This window comes from Streptomyces atratus, from assembly GCF_900119365.1.
Taxonomy (GTDB): Bacteria; Actinomycetota; Actinomycetes; order Streptomycetales; family Streptomycetaceae; genus Streptomyces; species Streptomyces atratus_B.
This window is the reverse complement of record NZ_FPJO01000007.1, coordinates 106648-123838: the sequence shown is the minus strand read 5'-3', so window position 1 is coordinate 123838 and position 17191 is coordinate 106648. Positions and strand designations below refer to the sequence as shown.

Sequence of the window (17191 nt, the reverse complement as noted above, 5' to 3'; positions counted from 1 at the left end):
AGTCAGTCTGGGGATGCCGCAGCTCCCCGCCCCCGCCTACCCGGCCGAGGTGCGCGCCAGGCTCGAAGCGGACGCGAAGGAGGTGATCGCCCGCTACCCCGACAGCCGCTCCGCCCTGCTGCCGCTGCTGCACCTGGTGCAGTCCGAGGAGGGCTACGTCTCCCGTACGGGCATGGCGTTCTGCGCCGAGCTGCTCGGCCTCACCACCGCCGAGGTCACCGCGGTCGCCACCTTCTACACGATGTACCGGCGCAGGGCCGGCGGTGACTACCAGGTCGGTGTCTGCACCAACACCCTGTGCGCGGTGATGGGCGGCGACGCCATCTTCGACCGGCTCAAGGAGCACCTCGGCGTCGGCAACGACGAGACCACCGAGGACGGGAAGATCACCCTCGAACACATCGAGTGCAACGCGGCCTGCGACTTCGCCCCCGTGGTGATGGTCAACTGGGAGTTCTTCGACAACCAGACGCCCGAGAGCGCGACCCGCCTGGTCGACGACCTGATCGCCGGGCGCACCGTCGAACCCACCCGAGGCGCCCCGCTCTGCTCGTACAAGGAGACCGCCCGGATCCTGGCCGGCTTCCCCGACGAGCGCCCCGGTGCCGTCGAGGCCTCCGGCGGTGCGGGCCCCGCCTCGCTGATCGGCCTCCGGCTCGCCAAGGGCGAGGAGCCGCACCCGCGCGTCGTCGCCCCGCGCGGCGAACGCCCGCACGCCGAGGAGGGGAAGTGATGACGTTGACGACCGAGATCAACGACAACGGAGGCGGCAACGGGGACAGCCCCGAGAAGCTGCTCGCCCCCGTCCTCTCCGCCTTCTGGGACCAGCCGGAATCCTGGACCCTGGAGACCTACCGGCGCCACGAGGGATACGAGGGACTGCGCAAGGCCCTCGCCATGACACCGGACGACCTCATCGCGTACGTCAAGGACTCCGGTCTGCGCGGCCGCGGCGGCGCGGGCTTCCCCACCGGGATGAAGTGGCAGTTCATCCCGCAGGGCGACGGTAAACCGCACTATCTAGTTGTCAACGCCGACGAATCGGAACCGGGCACCTGCAAGGACATCCCGCTCCTGTTCGCCAACCCGCACAGCCTCATCGAGGGCATCGTGATCGCCTGTTACGCGATCCGTTCGTCGCACGCGTTCATCTACTTGCGCGGTGAGGTCGTCCCCGTGCTGCGACGTCTGCACGAGGCCGTACGAGAGGCGTACGAGGCGGGTTATCTGGGGACGAACATCCTGGGCTCAGGGCTCGATCTGGAACTCACGGTGCACGCCGGTGCCGGCGCGTACATCTGTGGTGAGGAAACTGCGCTGCTCGACTCTCTCGAAGGACGGCGTGGCCAGCCCCGGCTGCGACCCCCCTTCCCCGCGGTCGCCGGTCTGTACGCCTGCCCCACTGTGGTGAACAACGTCGAATCCATCGCCTCGGTTCCCGCAATCCTGAACCGGGGCAAGGACTGGTTCAAGTCGATGGGCAGCGAGAAGTCCCCCGGCTTCACGCTGTACTCGCTCAGCGGGCACGTCGCGGGCCCCGGCCAGTACGAGGCTCCGCTCGGCATCACGCTGCGCCAGCTGCTCGACATGAGCGGGGGCATGCGCCCCGGCCACCGGCTGAAGTTCTGGACCCCCGGCGGCTCGTCGACCCCGATGTTCACCGACGAGCACCTCGACGTACCGCTCGACTACGAGGGCGTCGGCGCCGCCGGTTCCATGCTCGGCACCAAGGCGCTCCAGTGCTTCGACGAGACGACCTGCGTCGTGCGGGCCGTCACCCGCTGGACCGAGTTCTACGCCCACGAGTCCTGCGGCAAGTGCACGCCCTGTCGCGAAGGCACCTACTGGCTGGTCCAGTTGCTCCGCGACATCGAGGCCGGCAAGGGACAGATGGCCGACCTCGACAAGCTGAACGACATCGCCGACAACATCAACGGCAAGTCCTTCTGCGCCCTCGGCGACGGCGCCGCCTCGCCGATCTTCTCCTCGCTGAAGTACTTCCGCGAGGAGTACGAGCAGCACATCACGGGCAAGGGCTGCCCCTTCGATCCCGCCAGGTCGACCGCCTGGGCCGACGACAAGAACGCTCACCAGGGGGTGAACGCATGACAGTCACCACGAGTGCGCCCTCCGGGGGCGGCGAGGCGGCCATCCCGCCCGAGGACCTGGTCACGCTGACCATCGACGGCATCGAGATCAGCGTGCCCAAGGGCACCCTGGTCATCCGGGCCGCCGAACTCCTCGGCATCGAGATCCCGCGCTTCTGCGACCACCCGCTCCTCGACCCGGTCGGCGCCTGCCGCCAGTGCATCGTCGAGGTCGAGGGCCAGCGCAAGCCGATGGCGTCCTGCACCATCACCTGCACCGACGGCATGGTGGTGAAGTCGCAGCTCACCTCGCCGGTCGCCGAGAAGGCCCAGAAGGGTGTGATGGAGCTGCTGCTCATCAACCACCCGCTGGACTGCCCGGTCTGCGACAAGGGCGGCGAGTGCCCGCTGCAGAACCAGGCGATGTCGCACGGCGACGCGGACTCCCGCTTCGACGGCAAGAAGCGCACGTACGAGAAGCCCGTCCCGATCTCCACCCAGGTGCTGCTGGACCGCGAGCGGTGCGTGCTCTGCGCGCGCTGCACCCGGTTCTCCAACCAGGTGGCGGGCGACCCGATGATCGAGCTGATCGAGCGCGGCGCGCTCCAGCAGGTCGGTACCGGCGAGGGTGACCCGTTCGAGTCGTACTTCTCCGGGAACACCATCCAGATCTGCCCGGTCGGGGCGCTGACCTCGGCGGCGTACCGATTCCGCTCCCGCCCCTTCGACCTGGTGTCCTCGCCGTCGGTCTGCGAGCACTGCGCGGGCGGCTGCGCGACCCGCACCGACCACCGGCGCGGCAAGGTCATGCGGCGGCTCGCCGCCAACGACCCCGAGGTCAACGAGGAGTGGGTCTGCGACAAGGGCCGCTTCGGCTTCCGCTACGCGCAGCAGAGGGACCGGCTCACCACCCCGCTGGTGCGCAACGCGGACGGCGTCCTGGAACCGGCGAGCTGGCCCGAGGCGCTGGCCGCCGCGGCCGCCGGTCTCTCCGCCGCGCGCGGCCGGACCGGCGTGCTCACCGGCGGCCGGCTGACCGTCGAGGACGCCTACGCGTACAGCAAGTTCGCCCGGGTCGCGCTGGACACCAACGACATCGACTTCCGGGCCCGGGTCCACAGCGGCGAGGAGGCCGACTTCCTGGCCGCCCGCGTCGCCGGGCGCGGCCGGGACCTGGACGGGGCGGGGGTCACGTACACCTCGCTGGAGAAGGCCCCCGCGGTGCTGCTCGTCGGGTTCGAGTCGGAGGAGGAGGCGCCCGGCGTCTTCCTGCGGCTGCGCAAGGCCAACCGCAAGCACGGACAGCGCACCTACGCCATCGCCTCGCACGCCACCCGCGGCCTGGACAAGGCGGGCGGCACGCTGCTTCCCGCCGCCCCCGGCACCGAGACCGAGTGGCTGGACGCCATCGCGGGCGGTGTCGGGCTCGACGGCGACGGAGCCGCGGCGGCCGAGGCGCTGCGCGGCGAGGGCGCCGTGATCGTGGTCGGCGAGCGGCTGGCCGCGGTGCCGGGCGGGCTCACCGCCGCGGTACGGACGGCCACCGCGACGGGGGCCGCGCTGGTGTGGATCCCGCGCCGGGCCGGCGAGCGCGGCGCGGTGGAGGCGGGCGCGCTCCCGTCGCTGCTGCCCGGCGGCCGTCCGGCGACCGACCCACGGGCCAGGGACGAGGTGGCGGCCGTCTGGGGCGTCGCCGAACTTCCGTCCCGCTTCGGCCGCGACACCGGCCAGATCGTCGAGGCCGCGGCCACCGGCGAGCTGGGCGCGCTGGTCGTCGCCGGGGTCGAGGTCGTGGACCTTCCGGACCCGGCGCGGGCCCTGGAGGCCCTGGACCAGGTCGGCTTCCTCGTCTCGCTGGAGCTGCGGCCGAGCGAGGTCACCGAGCGCGCGGATGTGGTCTTCCCGGTCGCCGCGGTGGCCGAGAAGTCCGGCACCTTCCTCAACTGGGAGGGCAGGGCGCGGATGTTCGAGGCGGCGCTGAAGCCCGAGCAGATGACGCGCACGCTCGCGTCGGGCGATGCCCGGGTGCTGCACATGCTGGCCGACGCGATGGCCCGCACCGCGGGCGCCGAGGGACCCGGCCGCTTCGCGCTGCCGGACCTGAAGTCCGTACGCCGTGAGCTGGACCGGCTCGGCGGCTGGAGCGGGGCGCGCGCCACCGAACCGAACGAGCCGCCGCAGCCGCTGCCCAGGCCCGGCGACGGCGAGGCCATCCTCGCGGGCCACCGGATGCTGCTCGACCTGGGCCGGCTCCAGGAGGGCGACGAGGCGCTGGCCGGCACCCGGCACGCCGCGGTCGCCCGGCTGTCCGCGGCCACCGCGGCCGAGACGGGCGTGAAGGACGGCGATCTGCTGGCCGTCACCGGCCCGGCGGGCAGCGTCGCATTCCCGTTGAAGGTCACCGACATGCCGGACCGGGTGGTCTGGGTGCCCCTGAACTCCGTCGGGCGGGGCGTCCCGGCCGACACCGGCGCCCGGCCCGGCGGTCTGGTCCGGATCGGCCCCGCCGCACCGGGCACTCCCGACGTCACACCGGAGGTGGGGGCGTGAGTGCCTTCGCTCAACTGGCCGCGGCACCGCACAGCGCCGTGCTCGCCGCCGAGGACCTGTCGATGTTCGGCACCGACCCGTGGTGGCTCGTCGTCATCAAGGCGGTGTTCTGCTTCGCCTTCCTGATGGTGACCGTGCTCTTCTCCATCGTGTGGGAGCGCAAGGTCGTCGCCTGGATGCAGCTGCGCATCGGCCCCAACCGGCACGGCCCCTGGGGCATGCTCCAGTCGCTCGCCGACGGCATCAAGCTGATGCTGAAGGAGGACGTCGTCGTCAGGCGGGCCGACAAAGTCGTGTACGTGCTCGCCCCGATCGTCGCCGCCATCCCGGCGTTCATGGCGATCGCGGTGATCCCGTTCGGCCCGTCCGGCAACGAGGTCTCGATCTTCGGGCACCGCACCACGATGCAGCTCACCGACCTGCCGATCGCGATGCTCTACATCCTCGCGGTCGCCTCGGTCGGGATCTACGGCATCGTGCTGGCCGGCTGGTCGTCAGGGTCGACGTACCCGCTCCTCGGCGGTCTGCGCTCCTGCGCGCAGATGATCAGCTACGAGATCGCGATGGGCGCCGCGTTCGCCTCGGTCTTCCTCTACTCCGGGTCGATGTCGACCTCGAAGATCGTGGAGGCGCAGCAGGACCGCTGGTTCATCATCCTGCTGCCGGTCTCCTTCATCATCTACATCGTCACGATGGTCGGCGAGACCAACCGCGCCCCGTTCGACATGCCGGAGTCCGAGGGCGACCTGGTCGGCGGCTTCAACACCGAGTACTCGTCGATCAAGTTCGCGATGTTCATGCTCGCCGAGTACGTCAACATGGTCACCGTCTCCGCGGTCTCCACGACCCTGTTCCTGGGCGGCTGGCGGGCCCCGTGGCCGATCAGCACCTTCTGGGAGGGCGCGAACCACGGCTGGTGGCCGATGCTCTGGTTCGTCATCAAGGTCCAGCTGCTGCTGTTCTTCTTCATCTGGCTGCGCGGCACCCTGCCCCGGGTCCGCTACGACCAGCTGATGAAGCTCGGCTGGAAGGTCCTGATCCCGGTCTCCGTGGTCTGGCTGATGCTGGTCGCGACGGTACGGGCGCTGCGCAACGAGGGCTACGACTTCACGAAGATCGTGCTGTACGTGGCCGGGGCCGTGATCGCGATCCTGCTGATCTCCTTCGTCGCCGACATCTTCCGCGACAAGAAGGGCCGGGCCGCCGAGGCGGAGGCCGGACCGGGGCCGGCGTTCGACCCGATGGCGGGCGGGTTCCCGGTGCCGCCGCTGCCCGGACAGACCCTGCCGCCGGTGCCGCGCCGCAGGCCGCGGGGCGAGCGGGAGCTCGTTGTCAGTGGCGGGTCGGATACTCAGAGTGACGAACATGTGAGTGACGGAAAGGAGGCCGACGGTGTCTGAGTCATCGGAGTCCTCGGGATCCTCGGGATCCTCGGAGGAGAAGTTCCAGAACCCCGTCGCCGGCTTCGGCGTGACCTTCAAGGCCATGTTCAAGAAGCGGCTGACCGAGCAGTATCCGGAAACGCCGAAGGTGACGGCGCCGCGCTTCCACGGCCGGCACCAGCTCAACCGCCACCCCGACGGTCTGGAGAAGTGCATCGGCTGCGAGCTGTGCGCCTGGGCCTGCCCGGCGGACGCGATCTACGTCGAGGGCGCGGACAACACCGACGAGGAGCGCTACTCCCCGGGTGAGCGCTACGGCCGCGTCTACCAGATCAATTACGCGCGCTGCATTCTCTGCGGACTGTGCATCGAGGCCTGCCCGACCCGGGCGCTGACGATGACCAATGAGTTCGAGCTCGCCAACACCACCCGCGAGAGCCTCATCTACACCAAGGACGAGCTGCTCGCGGGCCTGGAGGAAGGCATGGTCGACACCCCGCACGCGATCTTCCCGGGGATGGACGAACAGGACTACTACCGGGGTCTGGTCACCGAGGCCGCGCCCGGTACGGAGCGTCAGGTCGCCGTCTCCAAGGGCGAGAAGCCGGACGACGCGCACCACGAGAACAACGGCTCGGCGCAGGAGGTGGGCGCATGACCGCCCTGGCCGCCGCGGCCTCCCAGACCTCGACCGGTGAGGCCGTCCAGTTCTGGGTGCTCGGGATCGTCGCCGTGATCGGCGCACTGTCCACCGTACTGATGAAGAAGGCTGTGCACAGCGCGCTGAGCCTCGCCGGGACCATGATCGTCCTCGCGGTGTTCTACCTCGCCAACGGCGCCTACTTCCTGGGCATCGTCCAGATCGTCGTCTACACCGGCGCGATCATGATGCTGTTCCTCTTCGTGGTCATGCTCGTCGGTGTCACCGCGGCCGACTCGCTGAAGGAGACCCTGAAGGGGCAGCGCTGGCTGGCCGCGGGCTGCGGGCTCGGCTTCGGCGTCCTGCTCATTGCCGGCATCGGCAACGCCTCCCTGAACAGCTTCAACGGACTCGGCACCGCCAACGCCGAGCACGGCGGGAACGTCGAGGGGCTGGCCAGCCTCATCTTCACCAAGTACGTCTTCGCCTTCGAGATCACCGGCGCCCTGCTGATCACGGCGACGGTCGGCGCGATGGTGCTCACCCACCGGGAGCGCACCGAACGGGCCAAGAACCAGCGGGAGATGTCCGAGGAGCGCGTACGCGGAAAGCAGCTGCCGCCGCTGCCCGCCCCCGGCGTCTACGCCCGGCACAACGCCGTGGACATCCCGGGTCTGCTCCCGGACGGCACGCCCTCCGAGCTCACCGTCATGCAGACGCTGCGCAAGCGCGGCCAGATCCGCGATGTGTCGAACGAGTCGCTGGAGCAGCTCAAGGCGCTGGAACAGCGCTCCGAGGAGCGGCTCGGCCGTGACAACGAAGAAGAGGAGGTCGCCAAGTGAATCCGGTCTACTACCTCTATCTCGCAGCCCTGCTGTTCACCATCGGTGCGGCCGGGGTGCTGATCCGGCGGAACGCGATCGTGGTGTTCATGTGCGTGGAGCTGATGCTCAACGCCTGCAACCTCGCGTTCGTGACCTTCTCCCGTATGCACGGCAATCTCGACGGCCAGATCATCGCCTTCTTCACGATGGTCGTCGCCGCCGCCGAGGTCGTGGTCGGGCTCGCGATCATCGTGTCGGTGTTCCGTTCCCGCCACTCGGCCTCGGTCGACGACGCCAGCCTGATGAAGCTGTAAGGGGACGTTGAATCGTGGAGAACCTGATCGCGCTGCTCGTCGCGGCGCCTCTGCTCGGAGCGGCGGTCCTGCTCTGCGGCGGCCGACGGCTGGACCGGGCCGGACACTGGCTCGGCACCCTGCTGGCCGCCGTGTCGTTCGTCATCGGTGTCGTGCTCTTCCTCGACATGCTGGGGAAGGGCGCGGAGGACCGGACGCTGCACCAGAAGCTGTTCAGCTGGATTCCGGTCGAGGGCTTCCAGGCCGATGTGGCCTTCCAGCTCGACCAGTTGTCGATGACGTTCGTGCTGCTGATCACCGGTGTGGGCACCCTGATCCACATCTACTCGATCGGCTACATGGAGCACGACGAGCGCCGGCGCCGCTTCTTCGGCTATCTGAACCTGTTTCTCGCGGCGATGCTGATCCTGGTCATTGCCGACAACTACCTGCTGCTGTACGTCGGGTGGGAGGGCGTCGGTCTGGCGTCGTACCTGCTCATCGGCTTCTGGCAGCACAAGCCCAGCGCGGCCACGGCCGCCAAGAAGGCATTCCTGGTCAACCGGGTCGGCGACATGGGCCTGTCGATCGCGATCATGCTGATGTTCACCACCTTCGGCACCTTCGCCTTCGGCCCGGTCCTCGAAGCCACAGGGGAGACGAGCGAGGGCAAGCTGACGGCGATCGGCCTGATGCTGCTGCTCGCGGCCTGCGGCAAGTCGGCCCAGGTGCCGCTGCAGTCCTGGCTCGGTGACGCGATGGAGGGCCCGACCCCGGTCTCGGCCCTCATCCACGCCGCGACCATGGTGACCGCGGGTGTGTACCTCATCGTCAGGTCCGGCGCGATCTTCAACGCAGCACCGGACGCACAGCTGGTCGTCGTGGTCGTCGGAGCGGTCACGCTGCTCTTCGGTGCGATCGTCGGTTGTGCGAAGGACGACATCAAGAAGGCCCTCGCCGGGTCGACGATGTCGCAGATCGGCTACATGATCCTGGCCGCCGGGCTCGGCCCGATCGGCTATGTCTTCGCGATCATGCACCTGGTGACGCACGGCTTCTTCAAGGCCGGGCTCTTCCTCGGCGCCGGCTCGGTCATGCACGGCATGAACGACGAGGTCGACATGCGGAAGTACGGCGGCCTGCGGAAGTACATGCCGGTCACCTTCATCACTTTCGGCCTCGGCTATCTGGCGATCATCGGCTTCCCCGGTCTGTCCGGCTTCTTCTCCAAGGACAAGATCATCGAGGCGGCCTTCGCCAAGGGCGGCACCGAGGGCTGGATCCTCGGCTCGGTGGCTCTGCTGGGCGCAGCGATCACCGCGTTCTACATGACGCGCGTGATGCTGCTGACGTTCTTCGGCGAGAAGCGCTGGCAGCCCGACGCGGAAGGCCATGAGCCGCATCCGCACGAGTCCCCGAAGTCGATGACCATCCCCATGATCATCCTCGCGTTCGGCTCGGTCTTCGCCGGAGGCTTCTTCTCCATCGGCGACCGCTTCCTGAACTGGCTGGAGCCGGTCACCGGCCACAGCCACGGACACGCCCCGGTCAGCGCCACGACGGTCACCGCCGCCACCATGGTGGTGCTCGTCATCGGCGTCGCCATCGCCTGGACGATGTACGGACGCAAGCCCGTGCCGGTCGTCGCCCCGCGCGGCTCGCTGCTCACCCGGGCCGCCCGCCGCGACCTCCTCCAGGACGACTTCAACCACGTGGTCCTGGTCCGCGGCGGCGAGCACCTCACCCGCTCCCTGGTGTACGTCGACCACACCCTGGTCGACGGCGTCGTCAACGGCACGGCGGCCTCGATGGGCGGGCTCTCCGGCCGGCTGCGCAAGCTGCAGAACGGCTACGCCCGCACCTACGCGGTCTCGATGTTCGGCGGTACGGCGGTTCTCATCGCCGCGACCCTGCTGATGAGGGCGGTCTGATCACCATGTCCTTTCCCCTCCTGACAGCGACGGCGGCGCTCCCGGCGATCGGCGCGGTCGCCACCGCCGCCGTCCCGGCCGCCCGGCGCACCACCGCCAAATGGCTGGCGCTGGTCTTCTCGCTGGCCACACTCGTGCTGGCGGGCATCGCGCTCGCCCGCTTCGAGCCCGGCGGCGACCGCTACCAACTCACTGAATCGCACGCCTGGATCAAGGACTTCGGCGTCCGGTACGAACTGGGCGTGGACGGCATCGGGGTGGCGCTCATGGCGCTCACCGCCCTGCTGATCCCCTTCGTCATCCTGGCCGGCTGGCACGACGCCGACCCTTCCCCAAGCTCTCAACAGAGTTCGAGCAGGGGAGGCCCCAACGAGACGAAGCCGTATCGATGGCGCCCGACCCAGGGCTTCTTCGCCCTGATCCTGATGGTCGAAGCGATGGTGATCCTCTCCTTCGAGGCCACCGACGTCTTCCTCTTCTACATCCTCTTCGAAGCCATGCTCATCCCGATGTACTTCCTCATCGGCGGCTTCGGGGACCGGGCCCACACCGGCAGCGACGAGAACGCGGCGGCGCAGCGCTCGTACGCCGCGGTCAAGTTCCTGCTCTACAACCTGGTCGGCGGGCTCATCATGCTGGCCGCCGTGATCGGGCTCTACGTCGTCGCGGGGACGTTCTCGCTCTCCGAGATCGCCGAGGCCCGCGCGAGCGGCTCGCTCTCCATGGCGACCAGCACGGAGCGCTGGCTCTTCCTCGGGTTCTTCTTCGCCTTCGCGGTGAAGGCCCCGCTGTGGCCGCTGCACACCTGGCTGCCCAACGCGATGGGCGAGGCGACCTCCCCGGTCGCCGTCCTGATCACCGCGGTCGTCGACAAGGTCGGCACGTTCGCGATGCTCCGCTTCTGCCTCCAGCTCTTCCCGGAGGCCAGCAAGTGGGCGACGCCGGTGATCGTCGTCCTGGCGCTGATCAGCATCGTGTACGGGGCGCTGCTCGCCGTCGGCCAGCGCGACATCAAGCGCCTGATCGCCTACGCGTCGATCTCGCACTTCGGCTTCATCGTCCTGGGCATCTTCGCGATGACCAGCCAGGGCCAGTCCGGTGCCACGCTCTACATGGTCAACCACGGCATCTCGACCGCCGCGCTGATGCTGGTGGCGGGCTTCCTGATCACCCGGCGCGGTTCGCGGCTCATCGCCGACTACGGCGGGGTGCAGAAGGTGGCGCCGATCCTGGCCGGCACCTTCCTGATCGGCGGTCTGGCCACCCTGTCGCTGCCCGGACTCGCCCCGTTCGTCAGCGAGTTCCTGGTCCTGGTCGGCGCGTTCAGCGCGTACCCGGCGGCGGGCATCATCGCCACGACCGGCATCGTGCTCGCCGCGCTCTACGTCCTCGTCCTCTATCAGCGGACGATGACGGGCCCGGTGAAGGCCGAGGTCCAGGGCATGGCGGACCTCAAGGTCCGGGAGCTGGTGGTGGTCCTCCCGCTGATCGCGCTGCTGCTCTTCCTGGGTGTCTATCCGAAGCCGCTGACGGAGATCGTCAACCCGGCGGTGCAGCACACCATGTCGGACGTCCAGAAGAAGGACCCCCAGCCTGAGGTGGAGGCCGCCAAGTGAGCGCAACAGCTGTCCACAGCCTGTGGACAATGGCGGGCGGGGTGACATCGGCCGCCCCGGTCGAGAAGTTCAAGGCCCCGGTCATCGAGTACACCCAGCTGGCCCCGGTCCTCATTGTGATCGGTGTCGCCGTGGTCGGCGTGCTCGTCGAGGCCTTCGTGCCGCGCCGGGCCCGTTATTACACGCAGGTCTTCCTCACGGTCGTCGCGCTGGCCGCCGCGTTCGCCGCGGTCGTCGGACTGGCGGCCGGCGGATACGGCACGACGAAGGCGCACATCGCCGCGATGGGCGCCATCGCGATCGACGGGCCGACGCTGTTCCTGCAGGGCACCATCCTGCTGACCTCGATGGTCGCCGTCTTCACCTTCGCCGAGCGGCGGCTCGACCCCGCCTCGCACGGCAAGCACGTGGACTCCTTCGCCGCCCAGGCGGCCTCGGTCCCCGGCAGCGACAGCGAGAAGGCGGCGGTCAAGGCCGGATTCACCACCACCGAGGTCTTCCCGCTGGTCCTCTTCTCGGTGGCCGGCATGCTGGTCTTCCCCGCGGCCAACGATCTGCTGACGCTCTTCGTGGCCCTGGAGGTCTTCTCCCTCCCGCTCTACCTCCTGTGCGCCGTCGCCCGCCGCAAGCGGCTGATGTCGCAGGAGGCCGCGGTGAAGTACTTCCTGCTCGGCGCCTTCTCCTCGGCGTTCCTGCTCTTCGGGATCGCCCTGCTCTACGGGTACGCGGGCTCCGTCTCGTACGCGGCGATCGCGAACGTGGTCGACGGCTCCGTCACCCAGATCGACCCGGCACTCGCCGACACCATGGGCAACGACGCGCTGCTGCTGATCGGCGGCGCGATGGTCCTGACCGGCCTGCTCTTCAAGGTCGGCGCCGTCCCGTTCCACATGTGGACCCCGGACGTCTATCAGGGCGCCCCGACCCCGGTCACCGGCTTCATGGCCGCGGCCACCAAGGTCGCCGCGTTCGGCGCGCTGCTGCGCCTGCTGTACGTGGTGCTGCCGGGCCTCGCCTGGGACTGGCGCCCGGTCATGTGGGCCGTCGCGATCATCACGATGCTGGGCGGTGCGATCGTCGCCATCACCCAGACCGACATCAAGCGGCTGCTGGCCTACTCCTCGATCGCCCACGCCGGATTCATCCTCGCCGGTGTGATCGCGACGACCCCGGACGGCATTTCGTCGGTCCTCTTCTACCTGGGCGCGTACTCCTTCGTGACGGTCGGCGCGTTCGCCGTCGTCACCCTGGTGCGCGACGCGGGCGGCGAGGCCACACACCTGTCGAAGTGGGCCGGGCTCGGCCGGCGCTCGCCGCTGGTCGCCGCGGTCTTCGCGGTGTTCCTGCTGGCCTTCGCCGGTATCCCGCTCACCTCCGGCTTCTCCGGGAAGTTCGCGGTCTTCAAGGCCGCGGCCGACGGCGGCGCGGGCGGACTGGTCGTGGTCGGTGTGATCTCCTCGGCGATCGCCGCGTTCTTCTACATCCGGGTCATCGTGCTGATGTTCTTCAGCGAGCCGAAGGCGGACGGCCCCACGGTCGCCGTCCCGTCCCCGCTGACGATGACGACGATCGCGGTCGGTGTCGCGGTCACGCTGGTGCTGGGCCTGGCCCCGCAGTACTTCCTGGACCTGGCGAGCCAGGCGGGAGTGTTCGTGAGGTAGCGCACACACCACGCAGCTGGGACCCCGCCGGACGGGCTTGAGAAGTCAAGCCCGTCCGGCGTTGTCGTAGGCGGCGCCTATCGTGGCAGGGGACGGCGGCAACGCGTACGACGCGGGACGGACCCGGGGGACAGAGCGATGGGCACGACGGGCGGGACCATGGATGTGACCGAGAGCGACGCGCGGCGGACGCTGCACAAGGTGTTCGGGTACGAGGCGTTCCGCGGCGAGCAGGAAGCGATCGTCGACCATGTGGTGACCGGCGGGGACGCCGTCGTGCTCATGCCGACCGGTGGCGGCAAATCCCTCTGCTACCAGATCCCGGCCCTGGTCAGAGCGGGTACGGGCATCGTCGTCTCCCCCCTGATCGCCCTCATGCAGGACCAGGTGGACGCGCTGCGGGCGCTCGGGGTGCGGGCCGGCTTCATCAACTCCACGCAGGACTTCGACGAGCGCCGCTCGATGGAGGCCCAGTTCCTTGCCGGTGAGCTCGACCTGCTCTACCTGGCCCCGGAGCGCCTCCGGCTGGACTCCACGCTCGCGCTGCTCTCACGCGGCGAGATCTCCGTCTTCGCGATCGACGAGGCGCACTGCGTGGCTCAGTGGGGTCACGACTTCCGCCCGGACTATCTGACCCTCTCCGTCCTCGGCGAGCGCTGGCCCGACGTACCGCGCATCGCCCTGACGGCGACCGCGACGGACGCCACGCACCAGGAGATCACCCAGCGTCTGGGCATGCCCGACGCCAAGCACTTCGTCGCCAGCTTCGACCGGCCCAACATCCAGTACCGGATCGTGCCGAAGGCCGACCCGAAGAAGCAGCTGCTCTCCTTCCTCAAGGACGAGCACGCCGGGGACGCGGGCATCGTCTACTGCCTCTCGCGCAACTCGACGGAGAAGACCGCCGAGTACCTCTGCCGCAACGGCATCGAGGCCGTTCCGTACCACGCGGGGCTCGACGCGGGCACGCGCGCCGTCCACCAGTCCAGGTTCCTGCGCGAGGAGGGGCTGGTCGTCGTCGCGACCATCGCCTTCGGCATGGGCATCGACAAGCCCGACGTCCGCTTCGTCGCCCACCTCGACCTGCCGAAATCGGTCGAGGGCTACTACCAGGAGACCGGCCGCGCCGGCCGTGACGGACTGCCGTCCACGGCCTGGATGGCGTACGGCCTCCAGGACGTCGTCCAGCAGCGCAAGCTCATCCAGGGCGGCGAGGGCGACGAGGCCTTCCGCCGCCGCGCGGCCTCCCACCTCGACTCGATGCTGGCCCTGTGCGAGACGGTCCGGTGCCGCCGCGCCCAGCTGCTGACGTACTTCGGCCAGGAGCCCACCACCGCGGACTGCGGCAACTGCGACACCTGCCTCACCCCGCCCGAGAGCTGGGACGGCACGGTGGCCGCGCAGAAGCTGCTGTCGACCGTGGTGCGGCTGAAGCGGGAGCGCGGGCAGAAGTTCGGCGCGGGCCAGATCATCGACATCCTGCTCGGCCGCAGGACCGCCAAGGTCATCCAGTTCGACCACGACCAGCTCTCGGTCTTCGGCATCGGAGAGGAGCTGTCCGAGGCCGAATGGCGCGGCGCCGTAAGGCAGTTGCTCGCCCAGGGACTGCTCGCCGTCGAGGGTGAGTACGGCACGCTGGTGCTCACGGAGGAGAGCGGCTCGGTGCTCGGCCGGCAGCGCGAGGTGCTGCTGCGCAAGGAGGCGCCGAAGCCCGCGTCGCGCTCCACGAAGGCCGAACGCAAGCCGAAGTCGCAGGCGGCCGCCGCCGAGCTGGCCCCCGAGGCCGCCCCGGTCTTCGAGGCGCTGCGGGCCTGGCGGGCAGCCCAGGCGAAGGAGCAGGGCGTCCCGGCGTACGTCATCTTCCACGACGCGACGCTGCGCGAGATCGCCACGGTGCGGCCGGACTCGGTGTCCGCGCTGGGCGGGATCAGCGGCCTGGGCGAGAAGAAGCTGGCGACGTATGGGGAAGGGGTGCTGGAGGTGCTCGCGACGTTCGGGGCGGCGACCCCTGCGGAGGCTCCGGCCCGTGAAGCCGCCCCCGCACCGGCCCCGGCGACTCCAGCGGCCCCCGAAGCCGACCCCGAGTTCGGCTGGGACGAGGAGCCGCCCGAGTACGAGTGAGCGCGGGGCCGGGCGGCGCCGCGGACCTGCCTACTGCGGGTCCGCCGCCCGGCGGCGCGGGGTGATCGCGGTGAGGTCGAGATCGGCCGGGAAGGGGACGGAGACCTTCATCCGGTCGTGGAAGATCCCGGTGGAGGTGTAGGCCCCGGTCGACGGCTCCAGCTCGAAGACGTAGACCACGGCCCGGCCGTCGTGATTCTCCACCCGCCAGTAGTGCGGGATCTTCGCCCGCGCGTACTTCACGGGCTTGGTCTCCCGGTCCCGGGTCAGGGATTCCGGGGAAACGACCTCGATGGCCAGCTGTACGGACCTGGCGGGGAAGCGGGTCTGGCTCGGATCCTGGATGATCTCGCCGTCCACGACGATCACATCGGGTTCGGGCCGGTTGTAGCGGTCGATGTCGATGGTGAACTCGCGCACGACTTCAAGATCCTGTGGCACCAGCGACTGCAGCTGCCATTCGAAAAAGCTGACCGCCCGCGAGTGGAAGAGGGTCTGCGGACTCACGAAAACAAGGCTCCCGTCGATCAGCTCCGTGTGCGGAGGCAGATTCGGGAGTGTGTCCAGGTCATCGGCGGTCCAGCCGCCCACGGGCGGAACCGCCCACCGCGGCTCGGGGGCCTCGGGTTCGACGCTCATCAGTGCTCCCATGACGCAGAGTCTCGCGGGACCTTCCAGCGTATCCGCCGGGAACGGGACATGGCTCCCCCGAACGTGTGAACGCCCCGCACACCGCTGACCAGGGGGCTCCAGGGTCGCCCCGGAGCAGTACGGCTTGCCGCGCAGCGGGTCCAGCGCGAGCAGCAGCAGCTCCTCGGGGAGCGTGAGCTCCGGGGCGGGCGGGGTCATGCAGCGGGCACGATCCGCCCGGTGACCTCGCCGAGTCCCACCCGGGTGCCGTCCGGGCCCGGGGCCCAGGCGGTCATCGTCACCGTGTCGCCGTCCTCCAGGAAGGCGCGCTTGCCGTCCGGGAGGTCCAGCGGGTCGCGGCCGTTCCAGGTCAGCTCCAGGAGAGAGCCGCGCTGGCCGGGCTCGGCGCCGCTGACCGTGCCGGAGCCGTACAGATCGCCGGTGCGCAGCGACGCGCCGTTCACCGTCATCTGGGCCAGCATCTGGGCCGCCGTCCAGTACATCGTGGCGAACGGCGGCTCGGCGACCACCTGGCCGTTGATCGCGACGGAGATTCGCAGGTCGAGGCCGCCGGCCTCCTCCTCGCCGGCGTCCTCCAGATAGGGGAGCAGCGGGAAGTCGCGGGCCGGGGGAGCGATGCGGGCCGACTCCAGGGCCTCCAGCGGTGTCACCCAGGCCGATACGGAGGTGGCGAAGGACTTGCCGAGGAACGGGCCGAGCGGGACGTACTCCCAGGCCTGGATGTCCCGCGCCGACCAGTCGTTGAGCAGGCAGAGCCCGAAGACGTGGTCGCGGAAGCCGCCGAGCGGGACCGGGCGGCCCTGCTCGGAGCCCACGCCGACGACGAAGCCGACCTCGGCCTCGATGTCCAGCTTGACGGAGGGGCCGAAGACCGGGGCCGCGTCGGTCGGCGCCTTGCGCTGGCCGGACGGGCGCACCACGTCCGTGCCCGAGACGACGACGGTGCCGGACCGGCCGTGGTAGCCGATCGGAAGGTGCTTCCAGTTGGGCGTCAGCGCCTCGGCGTCGGGCCGGAAGATCTTGCCGACGTTGGTGGCGTGGTTCTCGCTCGCGTAGAAGTCGACGTAGTCCGCGACCGCGTACGGCAGATGGAGCGTCACGGAGCCGACCGGGTGCAGCAGCGGTTCGATGTCCGCGCGGTGCGCCGGGACCGTCACCCACGCGGTCAGCGCCCGCCGGACGTCCCGCCACGCGGTGCGGCCCGCCGAGAGCAGCGCGGTCAGGTCCGGCTGTGCGAGGAGCTGCGCGTAGGGGGAGCCGAGCGCGTGTGCCGCGGCTCCGGCGTCCAGTACGTGGTTGCCGATGCGGACGCCGACCCGGCGGTCCTCGGGGTGGTCGGGGGTGGAGAACACTCCGTAGGGAAGGTTGTGCGGACCGAAGGGGTCGCCCTCGGCCAGATCGAGCGGGCTGCTCTGCTCGGGCATGTGTTGCTGCC

General features: G+C 69.7%; 13 protein-coding genes. 11 read left to right on the top strand and 2 right to left on the bottom strand.

Annotated elements, in window-relative coordinates:
- The first annotated feature begins 13 nt into the window (after window positions 1-13).
- The 11 genes from nuoE (at window position 14) to recQ (ending at window position 15105) form a co-directional block, all read left to right on the top strand.
- Window positions 14-733, top strand: coding sequence for an NADH-quinone oxidoreductase subunit NuoE (gene nuoE / locus BT364_RS14880; RefSeq protein ID WP_256259829.1), 720 nt, complete (start codon window positions 14-16; stop codon window positions 731-733).
- Window positions 733-2109: an NADH-quinone oxidoreductase subunit NuoF gene (nuoF, locus tag BT364_RS14875; RefSeq protein ID WP_072485621.1), complete on the top strand. Its 1377-nt coding sequence runs from the start codon at window positions 733-735 to the stop codon at window positions 2107-2109. Before nuoE ends, nuoF begins: the two co-directional genes overlap by 1 nt.
- Window positions 2106-4637, top strand: a complete 2532-nt coding sequence (locus BT364_RS14870; RefSeq protein ID WP_072485620.1) for an NADH-quinone oxidoreductase subunit G — start codon at window positions 2106-2108, stop codon at window positions 4635-4637. The genes nuoF and BT364_RS14870 overlap by 4 nt, the downstream gene beginning before the upstream one ends.
- On the top strand, window positions 4634-6037 hold the full coding sequence (nuoH, locus tag BT364_RS14865; RefSeq protein WP_072485619.1) for an NADH-quinone oxidoreductase subunit NuoH: 1404 nt from the start codon (window positions 4634-4636) through the stop codon (window positions 6035-6037). Before BT364_RS14870 ends, nuoH begins: the two co-directional genes overlap by 4 nt.
- Window positions 6030-6677 (top strand): NADH-quinone oxidoreductase subunit NuoI, encoded by a 648-nt coding sequence (gene nuoI / locus BT364_RS14860; protein WP_072485618.1) that lies wholly within the window; start codon window positions 6030-6032, stop codon window positions 6675-6677. Before nuoH ends, nuoI begins: the two co-directional genes overlap by 8 nt.
- Window positions 6674-7501: an NADH-quinone oxidoreductase subunit J gene (locus BT364_RS14855; protein WP_072485617.1), complete on the top strand. Its 828-nt coding sequence runs from the start codon at window positions 6674-6676 to the stop codon at window positions 7499-7501. The genes nuoI and BT364_RS14855 overlap by 4 nt, the downstream gene beginning before the upstream one ends.
- Window positions 7498-7797 (top strand): NADH-quinone oxidoreductase subunit NuoK, encoded by a 300-nt coding sequence (gene nuoK / locus BT364_RS14850; protein ID WP_072485616.1) that lies wholly within the window; start codon window positions 7498-7500, stop codon window positions 7795-7797. Before BT364_RS14855 ends, nuoK begins: the two co-directional genes overlap by 4 nt.
- A gap of 14 nt (window positions 7798-7811) precedes the next feature.
- Window positions 7812-9707: an NADH-quinone oxidoreductase subunit L gene (gene nuoL / locus BT364_RS14845; RefSeq protein WP_072485615.1), complete on the top strand. Its 1896-nt coding sequence runs from the start codon at window positions 7812-7814 to the stop codon at window positions 9705-9707.
- Between the two features lie 5 nt (window positions 9708-9712).
- Complete coding sequence (locus BT364_RS14840; RefSeq protein WP_072485614.1) at window positions 9713-11323, top strand: NADH-quinone oxidoreductase subunit M; 1611 nt, start codon at window positions 9713-9715, stop codon at window positions 11321-11323.
- A complete protein-coding gene (gene nuoN / locus BT364_RS14835; RefSeq protein WP_177328132.1) occupies window positions 11320-12984 on the top strand; it encodes an NADH-quinone oxidoreductase subunit NuoN in 1665 nt (554 codons plus the stop codon). Before BT364_RS14840 ends, nuoN begins: the two co-directional genes overlap by 4 nt.
- 138 nt (window positions 12985-13122) lie before the next feature.
- The gene (recQ, locus tag BT364_RS14830; protein ID WP_371268592.1) at window positions 13123-15105 is read left to right on the top strand and encodes a DNA helicase RecQ; all 1983 of its coding nucleotides are present in this window, start codon (window positions 13123-13125) and stop codon (window positions 15103-15105) included.
- A gap of 30 nt (window positions 15106-15135) precedes the next feature.
- Here recQ and BT364_RS14825 read toward each other — a convergent pair whose 3' ends face one another.
- Together BT364_RS14825 and fahA are read right to left on the bottom strand one after the other, a co-directional pair.
- Window positions 15136-15744, bottom strand: coding sequence for a Uma2 family endonuclease (locus BT364_RS14825; protein WP_072485817.1), 609 nt, complete (start codon window positions 15742-15744; stop codon window positions 15136-15138).
- 206 nt (window positions 15745-15950) lie between these two features.
- Window positions 15951-17180 (bottom strand): fumarylacetoacetase, encoded by a 1230-nt coding sequence (gene fahA, locus BT364_RS14820; protein WP_072485613.1) that lies wholly within the window; start codon window positions 17178-17180, stop codon window positions 15951-15953.
- Window positions 17181-17191 lie beyond the last annotated feature (11 nt).